Origin of the sequence: Citrobacter sp. Cpo089 (assembly GCF_030332695.1) — a bacterium.
Classification (GTDB): Bacteria; Pseudomonadota; Gammaproteobacteria; order Enterobacterales; family Enterobacteriaceae; genus Citrobacter; species Citrobacter portucalensis.
The window spans coordinates 41,668-59,005 of the sequence record NZ_JAOWHJ010000073.1; the positions used below are offsets into that span (position 1 = coordinate 41,668).

At 54.6% G+C, this 17,338-nt stretch carries 10 protein-coding genes; 2 read left to right on the plus strand and 8 right to left on the minus strand.

Annotation, left to right across the window (positions count from 1 at the left end):
* Positions 1-55: 55 nt before the first annotated feature.
* From baeR to OGX92_RS20105, 6 genes are read right to left on the minus strand one after another with little or no spacing between them, the layout of a single operon-like run.
* Positions 56-778 carry an envelope stress response regulator BaeR gene (gene baeR / locus OGX92_RS20080; RefSeq protein ID WP_003834278.1) on the minus strand — a complete coding sequence of 241 codons (723 nt, stop codon included), beginning with the start codon at positions 776-778 and terminating at the stop codon, positions 56-58.
* Positions 775-2,178, minus strand: a complete 1,404-nt coding sequence (gene baeS / locus OGX92_RS20085) for an envelope stress sensor histidine kinase BaeS (RefSeq protein WP_286586988.1) — start codon at positions 2,176-2,178, stop codon at positions 775-777. The genes baeR and baeS overlap by 4 nt, the downstream gene beginning before the upstream one ends.
* Positions 2,178-3,590: an MFS transporter gene (locus tag OGX92_RS20090; protein WP_003834276.1), complete on the minus strand. Its 1,413-nt coding sequence runs from the start codon at positions 3,588-3,590 to the stop codon at positions 2,178-2,180. The genes baeS and OGX92_RS20090 overlap by 1 nt, the downstream gene beginning before the upstream one ends.
* Complete coding sequence (gene mdtC, locus OGX92_RS20095; RefSeq protein WP_286586989.1) at positions 3,587-6,667, minus strand: multidrug efflux RND transporter permease subunit MdtC; 3,081 nt, start codon at positions 6,665-6,667, stop codon at positions 3,587-3,589. The genes OGX92_RS20090 and mdtC overlap by 4 nt, the downstream gene beginning before the upstream one ends.
* Positions 6,668-9,790, minus strand: a complete 3,123-nt coding sequence (locus OGX92_RS20100) for an MdtB/MuxB family multidrug efflux RND transporter permease subunit (RefSeq protein WP_125112565.1) — start codon at positions 9,788-9,790, stop codon at positions 6,668-6,670.
* Complete coding sequence (locus OGX92_RS20105; protein WP_286586990.1) at positions 9,790-11,037, minus strand: MdtA/MuxA family multidrug efflux RND transporter periplasmic adaptor subunit; 1,248 nt, start codon at positions 11,035-11,037, stop codon at positions 9,790-9,792. Before OGX92_RS20105 ends, OGX92_RS20100 begins: the two co-directional genes overlap by 1 nt.
* Before the next feature lie 279 nt (positions 11,038-11,316).
* On the opposite strand from OGX92_RS20105, the gene OGX92_RS20110 reads away from it, so the two are divergent.
* On the plus strand, positions 11,317-11,376 hold the full coding sequence (locus tag OGX92_RS20110; RefSeq protein WP_106672390.1) for a type I toxin-antitoxin system Ibs family toxin: 60 nt from the start codon (positions 11,317-11,319) through the stop codon (positions 11,374-11,376).
* 99 nt (positions 11,377-11,475) lie between these two features.
* Here the strand turns inward: OGX92_RS20110 and yegD are convergent, their stop codons facing one another.
* Positions 11,476-12,828: a molecular chaperone gene (gene yegD / locus OGX92_RS20115; RefSeq protein ID WP_063940492.1), complete on the minus strand. Its 1,353-nt coding sequence runs from the start codon at positions 12,826-12,828 to the stop codon at positions 11,476-11,478.
* 136 nt (positions 12,829-12,964) lie between these two features.
* On the opposite strand from yegD, the gene alkA reads away from it, so the two are divergent.
* Positions 12,965-13,834 (plus strand): DNA-3-methyladenine glycosylase 2, encoded by an 870-nt coding sequence (gene alkA / locus OGX92_RS20120; RefSeq protein ID WP_286586991.1) that lies wholly within the window; start codon positions 12,965-12,967, stop codon positions 13,832-13,834.
* On the opposite strand, the gene OGX92_RS20125 is transcribed toward alkA, so the two are convergent.
* Positions 13,802-17,131, minus strand: coding sequence for a diguanylate cyclase (locus OGX92_RS20125; RefSeq protein ID WP_279890854.1), 3,330 nt, complete (start codon positions 17,129-17,131; stop codon positions 13,802-13,804). The genes alkA and OGX92_RS20125 overlap by 33 nt on opposite strands.
* Between the last annotated feature and the right edge of the window lie 207 nt (positions 17,132-17,338).

A 17,338-nucleotide genomic window follows, 5' to 3' on the forward strand; every position in this document is an offset into this window, starting at 1 on the left:
TATTTGGAGAGTTGCTAGTTACCAGGGCTCACGGAGCCCTGAAGGGCAGGAGAGTTTAAGCAATTCGGCAGGCGTCGGCTTCCCAGCGATACCCCACGCCATAGACCGCGCGGATAAACGACTGCTCGGCATCCAGCGACTCCAGCTTGCGTCGCAGGTTCTTAATATGGCTGTCGATGGTGCGGTCGGTAACGACGCGGTAATCGTCATAGAGATGATTGAGCAACTGTTCACGGGAGAACACTTTTCCCGGCTCATGTGACAACGTTTTAAGTAAGCGGAATTCGGCGGGCGTTAAATCGAGCATCTTCCCACGCCAGGAGGCCTGAAAACGGCCTTCATCGACGATAAGCGGGCTTTCTGCATCCATTTGTTGCAGTTCGCGCTGCGGTTTGCATCGGCGCAGGATCGTTTTTACGCGCGCGACAACTTCGCGCGGGCTGTAAGGTTTACAAATATAATCATCAGCACCGATCTCCAGCCCCAGCAGGCGATCAATCTCTTCGATTTTAGCGGTTACCATCATGATGGGGACTTCTGAGAAGCGGCGGATTTCCCGACACAGGGTCAGACCGTCGGTACCGGGCAGCATCAGATCCAACAAGATCAGATCGGGCGGCGTTTGACGCACGTAAGGCAGAACAAGGTCGCCGTGGTTGATCAGCGTAGGGGCATAGCTCGCTGCCCGCAGGTAGTCGATCAGCAGTTGCCCCAGCTTAGGCTCATCTTCCACGATCAGAATACGCGGTGTGTTTTCATCAATGGGTAACTCAGTCATACATCTCTCTGTAAATCGCGTTCCAGCGGTAACTCTACTGTAATGCTAACCCCACCAAAAGGCGAATGGGCGGCACGAATCAGACCATTATGCGCCAGTACGATATTGACGCAAATCGCCAGCCCCAATCCGGAACCTCCGCTGGCGCGGTTGCGCGAGCCTTCGGTGCGATAAAATCGTTCAAACAGCTTCTGTAACTGCTCGTCACTTACGCCAGGAGCGGAATCTGCGAAGGTTAATAACACCATGCGTTCGCGTTGTTCGGCGCTGATATGCAACCCGCCACCGCTATCGGTGTAGCGCAGACTGTTTTCCAGCAGGTTGTTGAACAGCTGCATCAGACGATCCCTGTCACCAAATACCGTCATGCTGTCGGGGAGCGAAAGCTGTATGGTCAATCCACGGCTGGCGAAGCGTTCACGAAATGCGCCGCTTGCCACTTCCAATAGGGGGATGAGGTCCAGCGATGTTTTCTGATAGGCCAGCGCGCCTTCATCTGACATGGAGAGCTGATGAAGGTCGTCAACCAGTTTGGTGAGCGTACCGACTTCAGCCTGCAACGAGGCAACGGAGTCAGGGGTAAACTGGCGTACGCCATCCTGAATGGCCTCCAGTTCACCGCGCAACACCGCCAACGGCGTACGCAGTTCGTGAGAAATATCGGCCATAAAGTCACGACGCATCTGCTGGTTTTTTTCCAACGTACTGGCGAGCTGGTTGAAGTCCTGCGCCAGCTTGCCCAGCTCATCCGTACTGGTTGGCGTAACGCGAGTGGTGAAATCGCCCGCTGCCAGTTTGTGCGTGCCTTCCACCAACCGTTTAACCGGGGCCAGCAGGCTGCGCGCCAGCGTAAACGTCGCCAGCGCGGCCAGGATCGTGGAGAGCGCAACGATAAGCCAACTGGATCGTCTTTGCTGCATGTCGAAATTGATATCCGTATTCCGCGTTAAGCGTTCTACAGGAGAGGCGATCACGGCGCCCACTTCGCTACCGTTAACGCGTATGGGATGGCGCATGCCGTCGCGAGGAACTGGGCCGCGCGGGCCGACCAGCACGCGGGCATTTTGGTCGACAACCCAAAACTGTGTACGCCAGCCGTGTGGCGGCATGCCTGGGCCCGGTTTATCATCGTCGTTATCGTGTTCAAAAGAGCGCAGGATCTGGAAAACAAAACGATCGTTATTGCGTAAGAATCTCCAGTTGCCGTGCTGCTCGTACTGCTCGCTTAATGCGTCGCTGAGCATTTGCAGCCGCTGCTCGTTGCCGTGCTTGATATAGTCAATAAAACCACGTTCGAAGCTAATGCGTACGGCCCAGTGCATGCTGATCAGCAACACAATGCAGGTGGCGAAAATTGCCAGAAACAGTTTGCCGGTGATACCGGGCCGCCAGAACTTCATCAGGTGCTCCTTTTGCGCCGTGAAATCACCGCGTTGGTTTGCGTGTCGTTCGGCACGCGGGCAAAAATAATGGCGGGCAGCGCAATAATGAAGGCGATGCACAGCCAGGTATACATAAAGACGGTATGCGTACTTCCGCTGTCGATGGCGATATGCTGTTGGCCGAACATGCCCAGCAGCAGGCCTGCGATGGTCACACCAATACTCATCGATAGCTGCATGATCATCGACAGCAGGCTGTTACCGCTGCTGGCCAGATCGTCAGGCAGATCTTTTAACGTAAGCGTGTTCATGGATGAAAAACGCGTTGAGTTGACCATTCCCTGTAAAAACAGCACGAAGGGCAGGGCGTAATACCAGCCCAGCAGTGCCGTGGTCATTAGCAACAGACTGACCAGCGAAAGGCCAAGCGTAGTGGTAATCAGCACACGACGGTAACCAAAGCGGTTAACGACCTGCACCACAATGCGCTTCATGCCCATACTGCCCAGCACCATCGGGATCATCATCAGCCCGGCATGAAAAGGTGAAAAACCGAGGCCAATCTGTAAAAACACCGGTGTCATAAACGGCAACATGCCGCTGCCGATGCGTCCGGCAAAACTGCCGAACAGACCTAGCGAGAAGGTTGGTGTGCGAAACAGATTCAGGCTGAATAGCGCACGCGGATTACGATGGGCGTGTTTCAGATACAGCGCAATAGCCAACACCCCGCAGATAACCAACGCCGCCAGCGTGATACTGGAGAGGCCGGTTCCTTTGCTGCCATCGAGCGCCAGCGTCAGTACCGCCATGCCGACCGCCAGCATCGCGAACCCAGAGAGGTCGAAACGTCGGGTTTGCATGGTGTAGTTGGGCATCAGCATTAACGTCGCTATCGCACCGACAATACCAACCGGAATGTTAATCAAAAATATCCAGTGCCAGGAGGCGTATTCAACCAGAATTCCGCCTAACGCCGGGCCCAGCAGCGGGCCGATTTGACCGGGTAAAGTGACAAACGTCATTGCCGCCATATATTGCTCACGCGGGACGATTTTCATCACCGTTAGCCTGCCGACCGGCACCATCATCGCGCCGCCAACGCCTTGTAAGACGCGCGCCATCACCAGCTCGTTGAGCGTGCTGGACCCGGCGCAAAACAGCGAGCCAAGCGTAAATAGGATGATGGCGGTGAAGAAGATATTACGCACGCCAACTTTGTCCGCCAGCCATCCGCTGGCGGGCAGCATCACGGCCACAGTTAAAACATATGACACAATGACCATATGCATGTGTAACGGGCTTTCCCCGAGGCTTGCCGCCATCGAGGGAAGCGCGGTGTTAACGATGGTGGTATCCAGCGACTGCATAAAAAAGCCAAATGCCACAATCCAAAGTTGCCAGCGGGTGCTGTCGGGAAGTTCTGTCATAACTCTGCTACCGGTTTGCTGTTTTTACGCGAAAAACGCAGACGCAGACGGTCGAAAAAGAGATAGACCACGGGCGTGGTGTACAGCGTCAGGAGCTGACTCACGACCAGCCCACCGACAATGGTTATCCCCAAAGGCTGACGCAGTTCAGAGCCATCGCCTGCGGTTAACACCAACGGCAACGCGCCAAACAACGCCGCCAGCGTGGTCATCATTATTGGGCGAAAGCGCCACAAGCAGGCCTGGAAAATAGCTTCTTCCGGCTGTAGCTTGCCGTTTCTCTGCGCTTCCAGCGCAAAATCGACCATCATGATGGCGTTTTTCTTCACAATGCCAATTAATAGCATGATCCCTATCAGGGCGATTAGGCTGAACGGGGCATTGAACAGTTCCAGCGCCAGCAACGCCCCGACGCCAGCCGAAGGTAGCGTGGAGAGGATGGTCAGCGGATGGACATAGCTTTCATACAGCATACCCAGCACGATATAGACCGTGGCGATGGCGGCGATAATCAGGATCACCTGCGAATTCATCGTGTCCTGAAATACCTGTGCGGTACCGGCAAAGCTACCGCGAACCGTGGAAGGGACGCCGAGCTGGGTCATGGTTCTGTTGATGGCCTCTGTCGCTTCTGACAGTGAAGAACCTGTCGGCAGGTTAAACGACACGGTTGAGGCGGCAGACAAGCCCTGATGGTTCACAGACAGTGGCGCATTCGCCGGCTGCCATTTGGCAAAGTACGATAACGGGATCGCTTTACCGTCATTGTTGATGACGAACATTTTGTCCAGTGCGCTGATGTCCTGGGTGTAACGTCGATCGACCTCCATCACCACTTTGTACTGGTTCATCGGCTGATAGATGGTAGAGATCTGTCGTTGTCCGAAAGCATTATTCAACAGGCTGTTGGCGGCTGCCACGTCGATCCCCAGACGAGACATGGTGTCGCGATCGTAAATCAGATTCATCTCCGCGCCATTGTCCTGCTGATCGGAGTTGACGTCTGCCAGTTGGGGCAGTGCGGCAAGCGCCTTACGGATCTTCGGTTCCCACTCACGCAGCGCCGCGAGATCGTCGGACAGCAATGTGTATTGATAGCTGGCGTTGGCCTGGCGTCCACCAACGCGAATATCTTGCACCGCCATTAAAAACAGATTCGCACCTGGCTCTTTTGAAAGCGCGACGCGCAGGCGGTCGATCACCTGCTGAGCGGTTTCATGGCGCTCATCACGTGGCTTGAGGGTAATAAACATCATCCCGCTGTTGACCCGCGAACCACCGGTAAAACCGGTGACGTTATTCACCGCCGGGTCGTCGCGGATGATCTTCATAAAGTCCTGCAGTTTGCCGCGCATGGCCTGAAATGAGATGCTCTGGTCGGCCTGGATCCCACCCATCAATACACCCGTATCCTGCTCCGGGAAGAAGGTTTTGGGGATGGAAATATAAAGCCAGATATTCAGCGCAATGGTGCCAAGCAACACCACGCCTACCAGCCGCGTATGGTGCAGCACCCATTTAAGCGAGGTGCCGTAACTCTGTTGCAGCGCCACCAGCACACGACCAAAACCCCGTTTGCGAGACTGTTCGCGCGGGGAGCTAGATTTGAGCATCCAGCCGCACATCATTGGCGTTAATGTCAGCGACACCAGCAGCGAGATACCGATAGCAACCGACAGCGTGACGGCAAATTCGCGCAGCAAGCGCCCAGGCAATCCGCCCATTAATAGCAGTGGCAGGAACACCGCCACCAGCGACAGACTCATGGAAAGCACGGTGAATCCCACTTCGCGCGTACCCTGTAACGCTGCCTGGAGAGGCTTCATTCCTGCTTCCAGGTGGCGGGCAATATTTTCCAGCACCACGATGGCGTCATCGACGACAAATCCCGTGGCAATGGTTAACGCCATCAACGACAGGTTGTTCAGGCTGAATCCACACAGATACATGGCGGCAAAGGTACCGATCAGCGAGACCGGAACAGCTACCGCGGGGATCAGCGTCGCACGCCCGGAGCGCAGGAAAATAAAGACCACCAGGATAACCAGCGCCACGGAGATAATCAGCGTCTGTTCGACTTCTTCCAGCGAGGCGCGAATGGTCGGCGAGCGGTCCTGGGCGATTTGCAGATCGATGGCGGCCGGTACCAGCGTTTGTAGCTCCGGTAATTTGGCGCGAATGCTGTCTACCGTCTGAATGATATTGGCTTCCGGTAGCTTGCGGATCATCAACAGAATGGCCGGTTTGGCATTGGTCATCCCCGCGTTGCGTACGTCCTGCACCGAGTCGGTTACAGACGCAACGTCGCCCAGTCGCACCGCCGCGCCGTTATTGTAGTGGATGATGATCGGCTGGTATTCGGCGGCGGTTTTCAGCTCATCGTTGGTTTGGACCTGCCAGCGGTGAGTATCATTCTCGATAGCACCCTGCGGCTTACGCACGTTGGCGTTGTCAATTGCGCTACGCACGTCATCCAGTGACACACCCTGGTTAAACAGCGCCTGCGGATTAAGCCCTACACGCACGGCAGGCAGTGAGCTGCCTCCAACGTCCACGTCGCCCACGCCGTCGATTTGAGCGATGGTCTGCGCCAGCTGGGTTGATGCGAAATCGTACAATTCACCTTGCGAGTACGTGTCCGATGTTAGCGTCAGGATCATGATTGGCGCATCGGAAGGGTTGGCTTTGCGATATGTTGGTCGGCTCGGCATCCCGCTGGGTAGCAGACTTTGCGCGGCGTTAATTGCGGCCTGAACGTCCCGCGCCGCGCCATTGATGTCACGGTCGAATTTGAATTCGAGAATAATACGCGTACTGCCAAGTGAACTGCTTGATGTCATTTCGTTCACGCCCGCAATGCGCCCCAGCGAGCGCTCCAGCGGAGTTGCGACCGAGGACGCCATCGTTTCGGGTGAGGCACCCGGTAACGATGCGCTGACCATGATCACCGGAAAATCCACCTGCGGCAGCGGAGCGACCGGCAGCAGACGAAATCCGAGTATGCCGCACAGGGTGATGGCTACCGAAATGAGAATGGTCGCCACTGGACGATGAATGAAAAGCGCGAAAAATTTCATTTACGCTTCCTCTTCCTGACGCGGGAAGCGGCTTTTCACGTACAACGACAGACGGTCAAACAGCAGATAAATCACCGGGGTGGTAAACAGGGTTAATACCTGACTCACCAGCAGCCCACCGACCATGCCAATACCTAATGGGCGACGTAACTCTGCGCCCACGCCGGTACTCAACATCAGCGGCAACGCGCCGAGCAGTGCCGCCAGTGTAGTCATCAGGATCGGGCGAAAACGCAGCAGACAGGCCTGGAAAATGGCATCGCGTGGTGACATTCCCTGTTCGCGCTCCGCGGCAAGGGCAAAATCGATCATCATGATGGCGTTTTTCTTGACGATACCGATGAGCAAAATAATGCCGATAATCGCGATGACGTCCAGTTCGCTGCCGGCAATCATTAACGCCAGAAGCGCCCCGACACCCGCCGTCGGCAACGTGGAGAGAATAGTAATTGGGTGAATAAAGCTCTCATACAGCACGCCGAGGACGATATACATCGCGACAACCGCAGCCACAATCAACCAGATGGTATTTCCCAGCGCGGCCTGGAAAGCGAGCGTACTGCCCTGGAACTGGGTGGTAATATTTGCGGGCAAGTTAAGCGTTTTTTCGGTATCCAGAATGGCCTGTACCGCATCACCCAGCGACCACTCGTCTGGCACGTTGAACGAGATGGTGGTGACCGGGAACTGATCGAGGTGGTTAATCGACAGCGGGGCAAAACGCTGTTCAACACTGGCGATCGCGCTGAGCGGTACTATGCCGCCGTCGCTACTGGTCAGACGTATTGTATCCAGTGCCGCAAGCCCTGGCGTATTGTTGGTGTCATGTTCTAACACCACGCGATACTGATTTGCCTGGGTGTAGATGGTTGAAATCAGTCGCTGGCCGAAGGCGTTGTACAGGGCGTTGTCGACATCTGACATGCTGATGCCTAAACGGCTGGCGCTGTCGCGATTGACGTTCACATATGCTACCAGCCCTTTGTCCTGCCAGTCGCTACTGACATCGGACAGTTGCGGTAGCTGATTTAGTTTTGCTATCAGTTGTGGAACCCAGGTGCTGAGGGCATCAAGGGATGTTGCTTGCAGCGTGAACTGATATTGCGTCCGGCTGACCTGGGTATCAATCGTCAGGTCCTGAGTGGGCTGCAGATAGAGGTCAACGCCGGGAACTCTGTCAACCGCGTCCTGTAGGCGCGCAATCACTTTCTGCACCCGATCGTCGCGTTCATCCAGCGGCTTAAGGTTGATTTGTAAGCGCGCGCTGTTCAATGCCGTATTCGTGCCATCCACACCGACAAAAGCGGTCAGGCTTTCTACTGCCGGATCTTTCAGAATGACATCTGAAACCTGACGCTGGCGCTGGGCCATGCTGGCAAATGAGCTGGACTGTGGCGCCTGCAGCGTTCCCTGGATAATGCCGTTATCCTGGATCGGAAAGAAGCCTTTGGGGATAAAGACCCATAGCATAACGCTCAGCGCCAGCGTGCCGAGCGCTACGCTGAGCGTGAGCCACGGATGGTTGAGCACTTTCGCCAGCCAGTGTCCGTACCCGGCAATAACGCGATCAAACATTCGCTCTGAGGCACGGGAGAAGCGGTTTTGCTTACGTAATGAGGCCTGATTCAGCATACGCGCGCACATCATCGGCGTAAGAGTGAGCGAGACAACGGCGGAAATCAGAATCGCTACGGCCAGCGTCACAGCGAACTCACGGAACAATCGACCTACGATATCTCCCATAAACAGCAGTGGGATCAGTACGGCGATCAGTGAAAATGTCAGAGAGATAATGGTAAAACCAATCTCGCCCGCGCCCTTCAGGGCAGCAGTCAGCGGTTTTTCGCCTTTTTCGATATAGCGTGAAATATTCTCGATAACCACGATAGCGTCATCCACCACAAAACCTGTCGCAATGGTTAGCGCCATGAGGGTCAGGTTGTTGATGGAGAAATCGAGGAATACCATCACCGCGAAAGTACCGATTAACGATAACGGTACGGCGACCGCAGGAATAATGGTTGCCGGAATATTGCGCAAAAACAGGTAGATAATCATGACTACCAGCGCAATCGCCAGCATCAACTCAAATTGGGTATCCGCTACGGACGCACGGATATTGGTCGTACGATCGGAAAGTACGCTGACCTTAACCGATTTGGGCAGGCTTTCGGTAAGCTGCGGCAGCATCTGGCGGATACTGTCTGCCGTGGAGATGATGTTCGCGCCAGGTTGGCGCTGAACATTCATCACTATAGCTTGTTGCTTATTGGCCCATGCGCCCAGCCAGCTGTTTTCTGCTCCTTGTTCGACGGTGGCGACATCGCCCAAACGAACCGGCGCACCGTTTTTATAGGCAATAATGAGCTGACGATATTCGTCTGCGGACTGCATCTGGTCGTTGGCTGAAAGGGTAACGGCACGCGTTGGGCCATCAAGACTCCCTTTTGCTGAATTGACGTTGGCACCGGTAATGGCCGTACGGATGGTTTCGCTGGTCAGACCGAGTGCGGCAATGGCCTGAGCGTTAAGTTTCACGCGGACCGCCGGACGTTGCCCTCCGGAAAGTGTTACCAGACCCACGCCGGATACCTGAGAGATTTTCTGCGCGACGCGGGTTTCGACCATATCTTCCACCTGCGTCATCGGCATGGCGCTGGAAGTGACCGCCAGTGTCATGATCGGCGGATCTGCCGGGTTTACCTTGCTGTAGACCGGAGGGTTAGGGAGATCGCTGGGTAATAAATTGGTGGCGGCGTTAATCGCGGCCTGAACTTCCTGCTCGGCAACATCCAACGGGAGCGTCAGTTGAAACTGTAACGTAACGACCGATGCGCCACCGGAACTTTGTGATGACATCTGTTTTAAGCCAGACATCTGCCCGAACTGACGTTCAAGCGGTGCGGTGACCGCCGAGGTCATGACGTCCGGGCTGGCGCCGGGGTAGAGCGTAACGACCTGAATCGTGGGGTAATCCACTTCAGGTAAGGCGGCGATTGGCAGGAAGCGATAGCCGATAATACCGGCAAGCAAAATCGCGACCATCAGCAGAGTGGTGGCGACGGGGCGCAGAATAAACAGGCGCGATGGTCCGCCTGTGCTGTCCGGAGGTAACACCTGCATCAGGAGTTGGCTCCTTTTTTGCCGTATCCGCGTGGCGCTGTTTTCTCATCGGAAACAGAGGCGTCGTGCGCCTCAACGACTTCGACTTTTGCGCCTTCCGTCAGACGATCGATACCGTCGGTCACGACTCGATCGCCCGCAGACAGCCCGGCGGCGATCACCACTTTTTGACTATCCTGAATACCCGGTTTAACTAGGTGTTTGCTCACTTTGTTATCGCTATTCAGTACCCAGACAAAGTGGCCTTCGTTGCCCATCTGCAGGGCGGCAGTTGGGATCACAACGGCATTTTGTTGTGTGTCGACCAGCATGCGGGCGTTAACGAACTGGTTAGGGAATAAGGCATCATCCTGATTGGAAAAACGAGCCTTAACTTTGATTGTTCCGGTGGTGGCATCAATCTGATTGTCGAGACTGAGCAGGACGCCTTCGCTGAGCTTTTGCGAATTGGTTCGGTCCCAGGCTTCGACCTTCAGCTGGCTCCCCGATTTTTGTGCCTGCAACACGGTAGCAATGTCGTTTTCAGGCAAAGTAAATATCAGGTCGATGGGATGCGTTTGCGTAATGACGACAATTCCGGTGGTATCGCCGCTGGAAATTTGGTTACCGACATCGACCTGTTTCAGGCCGACACGACCATCGACAGGCGCGGTTATCCGACTCCAGTCGAGCTGCAACTGAGCGCTGGCGACGCTGGCTTCATCCGCTTTGATTGTGCCTAACGTCTCGTTGACCAGCGCCTGCTGGGCATCCAGTTCCTGGCGGGAGACCAGATTGGTTTTAACCAACTGTTGATAGCGGGCAAGATCGCGACGGGCATTCGCCAGCGTGGCTTTATCTTTTGCCAGTTGTCCCTGCGCCTGAGCCAGAGCAACTTTGAACTGGCTGGGATCTATCTCTGCCAGCAGGTCGCCGGCTTTCACCTGTTGTCCTTCCTCAAAGTGTAAGGCGATGAGTTGACCATCCACCCGACTACGCACCGTGGCGGTATTTGCGGCAGTAACGGTCCCCAGCCCTGTCAGATAGCGTGGCACGGCTTCCTCGGTGGCGGTGGCAGCCTGCACGGGAGCCAACGGTCCGGAGCGCATTCCACGCCGTCCTGACCCCGACGTGTGCTGCGCGGGTTTGGTCGCGCCCGGTGCGGTTCCCTGGGATGCACTGCGGCTTTGCCAGAACCAGATGGCGGCGACGGCGGCCACGACGATCACGATTGCTATCACCCAGCGGGATTTATTACTGCCTTTCATTGTTATGAGTTTCTCATCCTGAAACGATTCGCGGAATGATACTAGTTTAGCCAGTGAACAAGGGAGAAAAATGGAGGAATTATGAAACACTGTCGGGATTCGTCTGAATGCTGACGCGGCTTTGCGAGGCGTTACGCAACAATCGGTGGTGAAGATAGCGAATGCGCAATTGTGCGATAGAGTGCTGACAAGGCAAAAAGGAGGAAAGCCAGAGATTTCAGCGGGACGCTGGAACGGGAAAGCCCCTCCCGAGGAAGGGGCCAAAATAAGGAAAGGGTTATGATGAAGTACGTCATCATACTGGTGATACTCTTAGTCATTAGCTTACCGGCTTACTAAGACACCAGGGGGAGGGGAAACCCTCCCTAACCCTCACTCCTGAAAATAAGCCACAGCAAGGATGATGTCAATATGCACACTTTTCACCATGCGAGTGGCTTAGCGGAAAACAACGTCAGCCCAGCGGGCCAGTCCGGCGGTAACTGAACCGAAATCATCGCCACCCGCGATAGGGATTCCGGGAAGCTGCTGGGCGAGGGCTTTTTTAATCAGCGGTGAACGCGCGCTGCCGCCGGTCAAATAAATCACGTCCGGTTTTTCCTGCGCGTTGTCCAGCGCCAGCTGGACCTGCTCCAGAATGCGCGCCAGGGGCTGATTGAGCGCGGCTTCCAGTCCGTGTTGATTGATATCGGTTGCCAGCGTGTCGCTGATAAACGGTATCGCCGCCGTTACAATGGTTTGGTCAGAAAGCGCGATTTTGCTCTCTTCTGCGCTGCGCACCAGGCGGTAGCTCAGACGCTCGCGCCAGACTTTAAGCAGAAAAGCGACTTTATCGGCTTCTTTCGCGTCGCGGACAAGATCGTTCAGTAAACGACCATTGGCGCTGCTGTAGAAATCACTTTGCGCGGGAACGTCGTTGATTGCGACCGCGTTCCACCAGGGGAGAATCGGTAAGGCGATACCTTTTTCAGTCTCACCGCCCATACCCAGCAGCGGCATCAGGTGTTTAAACGCCAGCGCGATATCCAGATCGTTCCCGCCTACGCGGCAGCCACTGTGTCCCAGCAGGCTGTTTTCGCGATCGGCACGCTGATGCCATTGCGGCCCCATCAGCAGCAGTGAACAGTCAGTCGTACCCCCGCCAATATCTACCACTAGCACGCGTTTTTCTTCCTGCAGCGTCGCTTCGTAATCCAGTCCCGCCGCTACCGGCTCGTACTGGAAGACGACATCCTGAAAACCGGCGCGTTTGGCCGCACGTTCAAGAATACCCTGCGCCTGGGTGTTGGCGTCATCGCCACCTAATCCCTGGAAGTTGATGGGCCGACCAATCACGGCCTGAGTGATAGCTTCCGGCAGCTGGCTTTGCGCCTGGTTGCGAATGTGCAGCATCATTGCACAGACCAGATCTTCAAACAGCGCAACCTGCTGCGGCTTCAGACCGCTGGCGCCCAAAAATGATTTTGGCGATTTAACGAAGTACACCTCTTCCGGGTCTTCAATATACTGACCCAGCGATGCCAGACCGAACTGCACGCTGTTGGCGTTAACGTCGATGTCTTCTTCGCGGTTGTAGCGCATCGCGCGGCGAAGCAGCGCCTGCGTTTCATCGTCCGTAGTTGGGATGTCGTGATGGCGATACAGCCACTCGCTAACCGCTTCGCGCGTTGGTGCGCACAACATTGAGGGTAGCAGCGTGCTGTTATTTTCCATTTTGAGCAGGTGAGGCTGCCCGTCACGCATAACGGCCACTGAACAGTTTGCCGTACCGTAGTCAAAACCAATAAACACCGTAAAAATCCCCATGCCAGTGAAGAAGGGGCGTGACTTTAACGAATAGTTGACGCCCCGACAACTGGAATATGAAAGCAAGGCGTACTGATTGAATACCGTTTATGCTGTAGGTTTGCGTAAAAAGGAAAACTGAATGTTCACGCTGAGCTGGCAACCGCCTTATGACTGGCCCTGGATGCTGGGGTTTCTTGCCGCCCGTGCGGTGGAAGGTGTCGAAACCGTAGGAAAGCTGGATTATGTCAGAAGCCTGTCCGTAGGGGGACATCGTGGTCTGGTGCGCGTTGTCCCGGATCTGCACGCCAACGTGCTACACGTGACATTGAGCACAGGGTTACAGCCGGTAGCTTCCGAGTGCCTGACAAAAATAACGCGCTTGTTCGATCTTGGCTGTTGCCCGCAGCAAATTATCGCCGCGCTGGGTAGCCTCGGTGCGGCGCGTCCTGGACTGCGCCTACCGGGATGTGTCGATGCGTTTGAGCAAGGGGTGCGGGCGATTTTAGGGCAGTTAGTCAGCGTATTGATGGCCGCGAAACTGACGGCGAAAGTGGCGCATGCTTACGGGGAAGCGCTGGAGGATGCACCCGAGTATGTGTGTTTTCCTACGCCGGAAGCGCTTGCCAATGCCGATCCGCTGCACCTGAAAGCGTTAGGAATGCCGCTCAAACGCGCTGAAGCGTTGATTCATCTGGCTCGCGCAATGCTTGAGGGAGCGCTCGCGACAACAGCCCCTACCGATATCGAACAAGGCGTTAAGCAGCTACAAACGTTTCCCGGGATAGGACGCTGGACCGCCAACTACTTTGCACTGCGCGGCTGGCAGGCGAAGGACGTTTTTCTGCCGGATGATTATCTGATTAAGCAGCGTTTTCCCGGCATGACACCGGCCCAGATCCGACGGTATGCAGAGCGCTGGAAACCCTGGCGCTCCTATGCGCTGTTGCATATCTGGTATACGGATGGCTGGCAACCGTCAGTTGATGGCGAAATTACTGGTATTCAGTAGCAGATCCAGCGGTTGGGCATCGGCAATAATATCGCCATAAATCATATCAATACCGATGCCAGAAAGCGTATCCATGATGAGTGGCAACTGCACCGGGCCGGCGATAGTTTTTATGTCCAGGCGCTGGGCATGACCCTGGATAATGGACACCCACATTTCGTCGATCAGGTTGCCGGGAGCGCTGGCACTTAGCTCGCTGTCGAGCAACAGGTAATCGACAATGTGATATTTCAGGTTGTCAAAAAGCTCTAAATCGCGACCAACCTGACTTAACACAATTCGACAACCGTACTGACGCAGTCGATGCAGGGCGGATATCGCCTGTGTTGGGTTGGTTTTGATGACGCTTGCCGGAACGGTCAGATGCAGCAATCGCGGCGGTAGTGGACTGTGTTGCAAGTGCTCCAGCAGCTCATCGATAAGTTCTGTGTTGAGCAGGCCGGCGGCGGAAAGGGGCAGGGCAATACTGAGACCCTTGTTGGCGATGGCTGGGGCAGCATTCTGGAAGAACTCGCTAAATACCCGACGGTCAAGCGCCTTGCTTAACGCGGGATCGACCAGCCCGGCGCGGAAGGCTTGCTCCTCAATGGCTTCACCTTCAGCGGTGCCTAAGCGAAGCGAGAGAAGCCAGAAGCTAAACGTCTCCGGTATACGCGGGGAAGCCACACCTCTGGCGATCATCAGCATTGGGTTGTGCATAATGGTGTGTCTTTGCTCATCCAATGTCAGTTGACTACACGCGTCATGACCCTGGCTTTGCTGCGGTTCATAAACGCAGACGCGTCCACGCCCACTGTTTTTCGCCGCATAACAGGCAATATCGGCCTGAGACATCACATCGGTCGCGACATGGTTTTTCTCATCAATGAGCGTAATCCCTGCGCTGGCGCCAATACGGTGTAAGCGGCCTTCCCACATGAAGTGATAATCATTAATGGCGCTGATGACGCGACCTGAAATAAAGCGGGCGCTTTCGATATTACAATCCGGTAGCAACAGACCAAACTCGTCGCCGCCCAGGCGCGCCAGCATATCGCTGGATCGCAACATGCTGAGCATAAGCGCTGAGAGTTCACGCAGCAGGGCATCGCCAGCGGCATGACCCGCGCTGTCGTTCACCGCTTTAAAACGATCCAAATCGATAAAAACCAGCACATGACGCTGGTGCGTATCGTGTACCGAATGCAGCAATTGTTTTAGATGGTTTTCGAAACTGACCCGGTTTGCCAACTGCGTCAGGTCATCATGCGAGGCGCTGTAGCTAAGCTGGCGGAGCATCTTCCGTGACTCTGTGACGTCCTGAATAACCAACACTGAGCCAATGCTGCCGCCGTCGAGGGTGCTGAGAGACGTGATGCTGTACTGAATGTCATAACTGTTGCCGTTACGGCAATGCAGGACCACTTCCTGTTCGATTGCCGTACGCGACATGTCAGCACTGTAGATATTTTCCATCAGCGGACCGTTCTCGCCAAAAGTAATATGTAGTACCGTCAATAGCGGAATGCCGATGGCACTGTCCTGCTGCCAGCCGCTCATTTTCTCAGCGACCGGATTCATAAAGGTCACGTTCATATCGACATCAATACAAATCACCGCTTCGCCGATTGAATCCAGCGTAATGTGCAGGCGCTCTTTTTCCTGATACAGCGCTTCGTTAAGCTGCTTGACTTCGGTCATATCCATATTGATACCAAGTAAGCGTTCAACTTCGCCGTCTTTATTCAGTACCCGGTTGGCCAACGAACGGATATGGCGTATGCCATCTTTTACCGCGATACGAAACTCAAGCTTAAACGGAGCCCGTGCGGCCAGTGAATCACGAATCACATTTTCGGCGTACTCACGATCTTCGGGTACCACGCACTCATACCAGACTTGCCAACTGGGCTTGATATGCGCAGGAACTTCGTAGAGATCGAACATCCGTTTATCCCAGCTGATCACGTCAGGCTGGAGTTCCCATTCCCAGATCCCAATCCCCCCGGCTTCATTGGCGAGGGTAATGCGCTCCATCAACCGTTTGTTGATCCATTCGGTATGCTTCAGGTCGTTAATGTCCTCAACCTGCGCAATAAAGTAGAGTGGGGTATTGTCGCTATGACGCACTAACGAAACCGCCAGCAACGCCCAGACGACGTCGCCTGCGCGGGTGTAATAGCGTTTTTCCATGGAATAGCTATTAATCTCTCCGCGTGCCAGCATGTTCAGCTGTTCAATGTCGTTGTTCAAATCTTCCGGCCAGGTCAATTGCTGGAAGGTCAGTGAACGTAACTCCTCCTGGCTATAGCCCAGAAACTGGCACAAGGCTTTATTGGCCTGTAACCATTGTCCCTCGGTACCGACTAAAGCCATGCCAATCGCGGAATATTCCATGGCGTTACGAAAGCGTGACTCGCTTTCTGAAATGTGCTTGCGTTCGGCTCGAAACGCGTACATCACCATGGTCATCATATTAGCGGGCAACAGGATCATCAAAAACGGCAACCAGGGGATGTCCGTCATCATGTTCGGTTTCGGGGTGTAAAGCAGCGAAGGGTCGGCAGCCAGCATCAGCGAAACCATCATCACGGTGCTGAGGAATATTAAAAACGCCTCCATACGCGGCAGACGGACAGCGCTCCACATCAGCAGGACAATAACGCAGGTAAATGGCCATGGAATGTACATCATGGACAGCCAACTGAGCGTTAAGGTCACCAGCAGGGTAATCAGGGTCTCAAGCAATAATCGCGGGTCGCGATGGCGCAACAGGTAATGTGGTTTAAACAGTAAACCTAACGGCACCAACGCCAGTGCGCCAATGGATTCTGACAGTACCCAAATGAGAAAGGTATTTAATGACGTGTCCTTCGGCAGCAACAACCACATCAATATGCCGCCCAACAGTGGCGGAACAACCGCGCTACCAAATGCCAGGCGCGCCCAGTCATTCAAATTTTGTAAGGGATTGTACCAGGGCAGCAGTTTACGCAATAACATTGCGCCAACAACAGCCTCAATAATGTTAATGACCGTATAGGAGAAATTAAGCGACTGTCCGGGGAAAAAAAGTAAAGAGGCGCCGATGCTACCGAATGAGCAAGCCAGCGCGATCCCTGGCCACATCTTTCCCGCGTGACGGTAAAAAGCCACCATCATGATAGAGGTTGGAAACCACAGCGGTGCAAGCTGTGCGCCGTAACGTGACAGTTCCAGCGAAAACAACGTAAAGATGAAAGCCACCAGACCTAAACTGGCCAGGCGCAGTAGAGGATGGGGTAAGGTAACTAAAACATGTTGGGATTGTTTACTCATTACCACTCTACCCAAATAGCCGTTGTCGCCCAGCAGAGATGCCGAACGCATCACATTTAATCTGGGATTATGCTAGTACAAACAATTTACAATTTATACGCCAGCTGCTCATAAATTAACACTCCCAAGCTATTAATTCCTAAGGCAGGTGAATAAATATAGCGGCTGTTCTAAATCTGACCATTTTAATTTGCGACAGGGACAGCA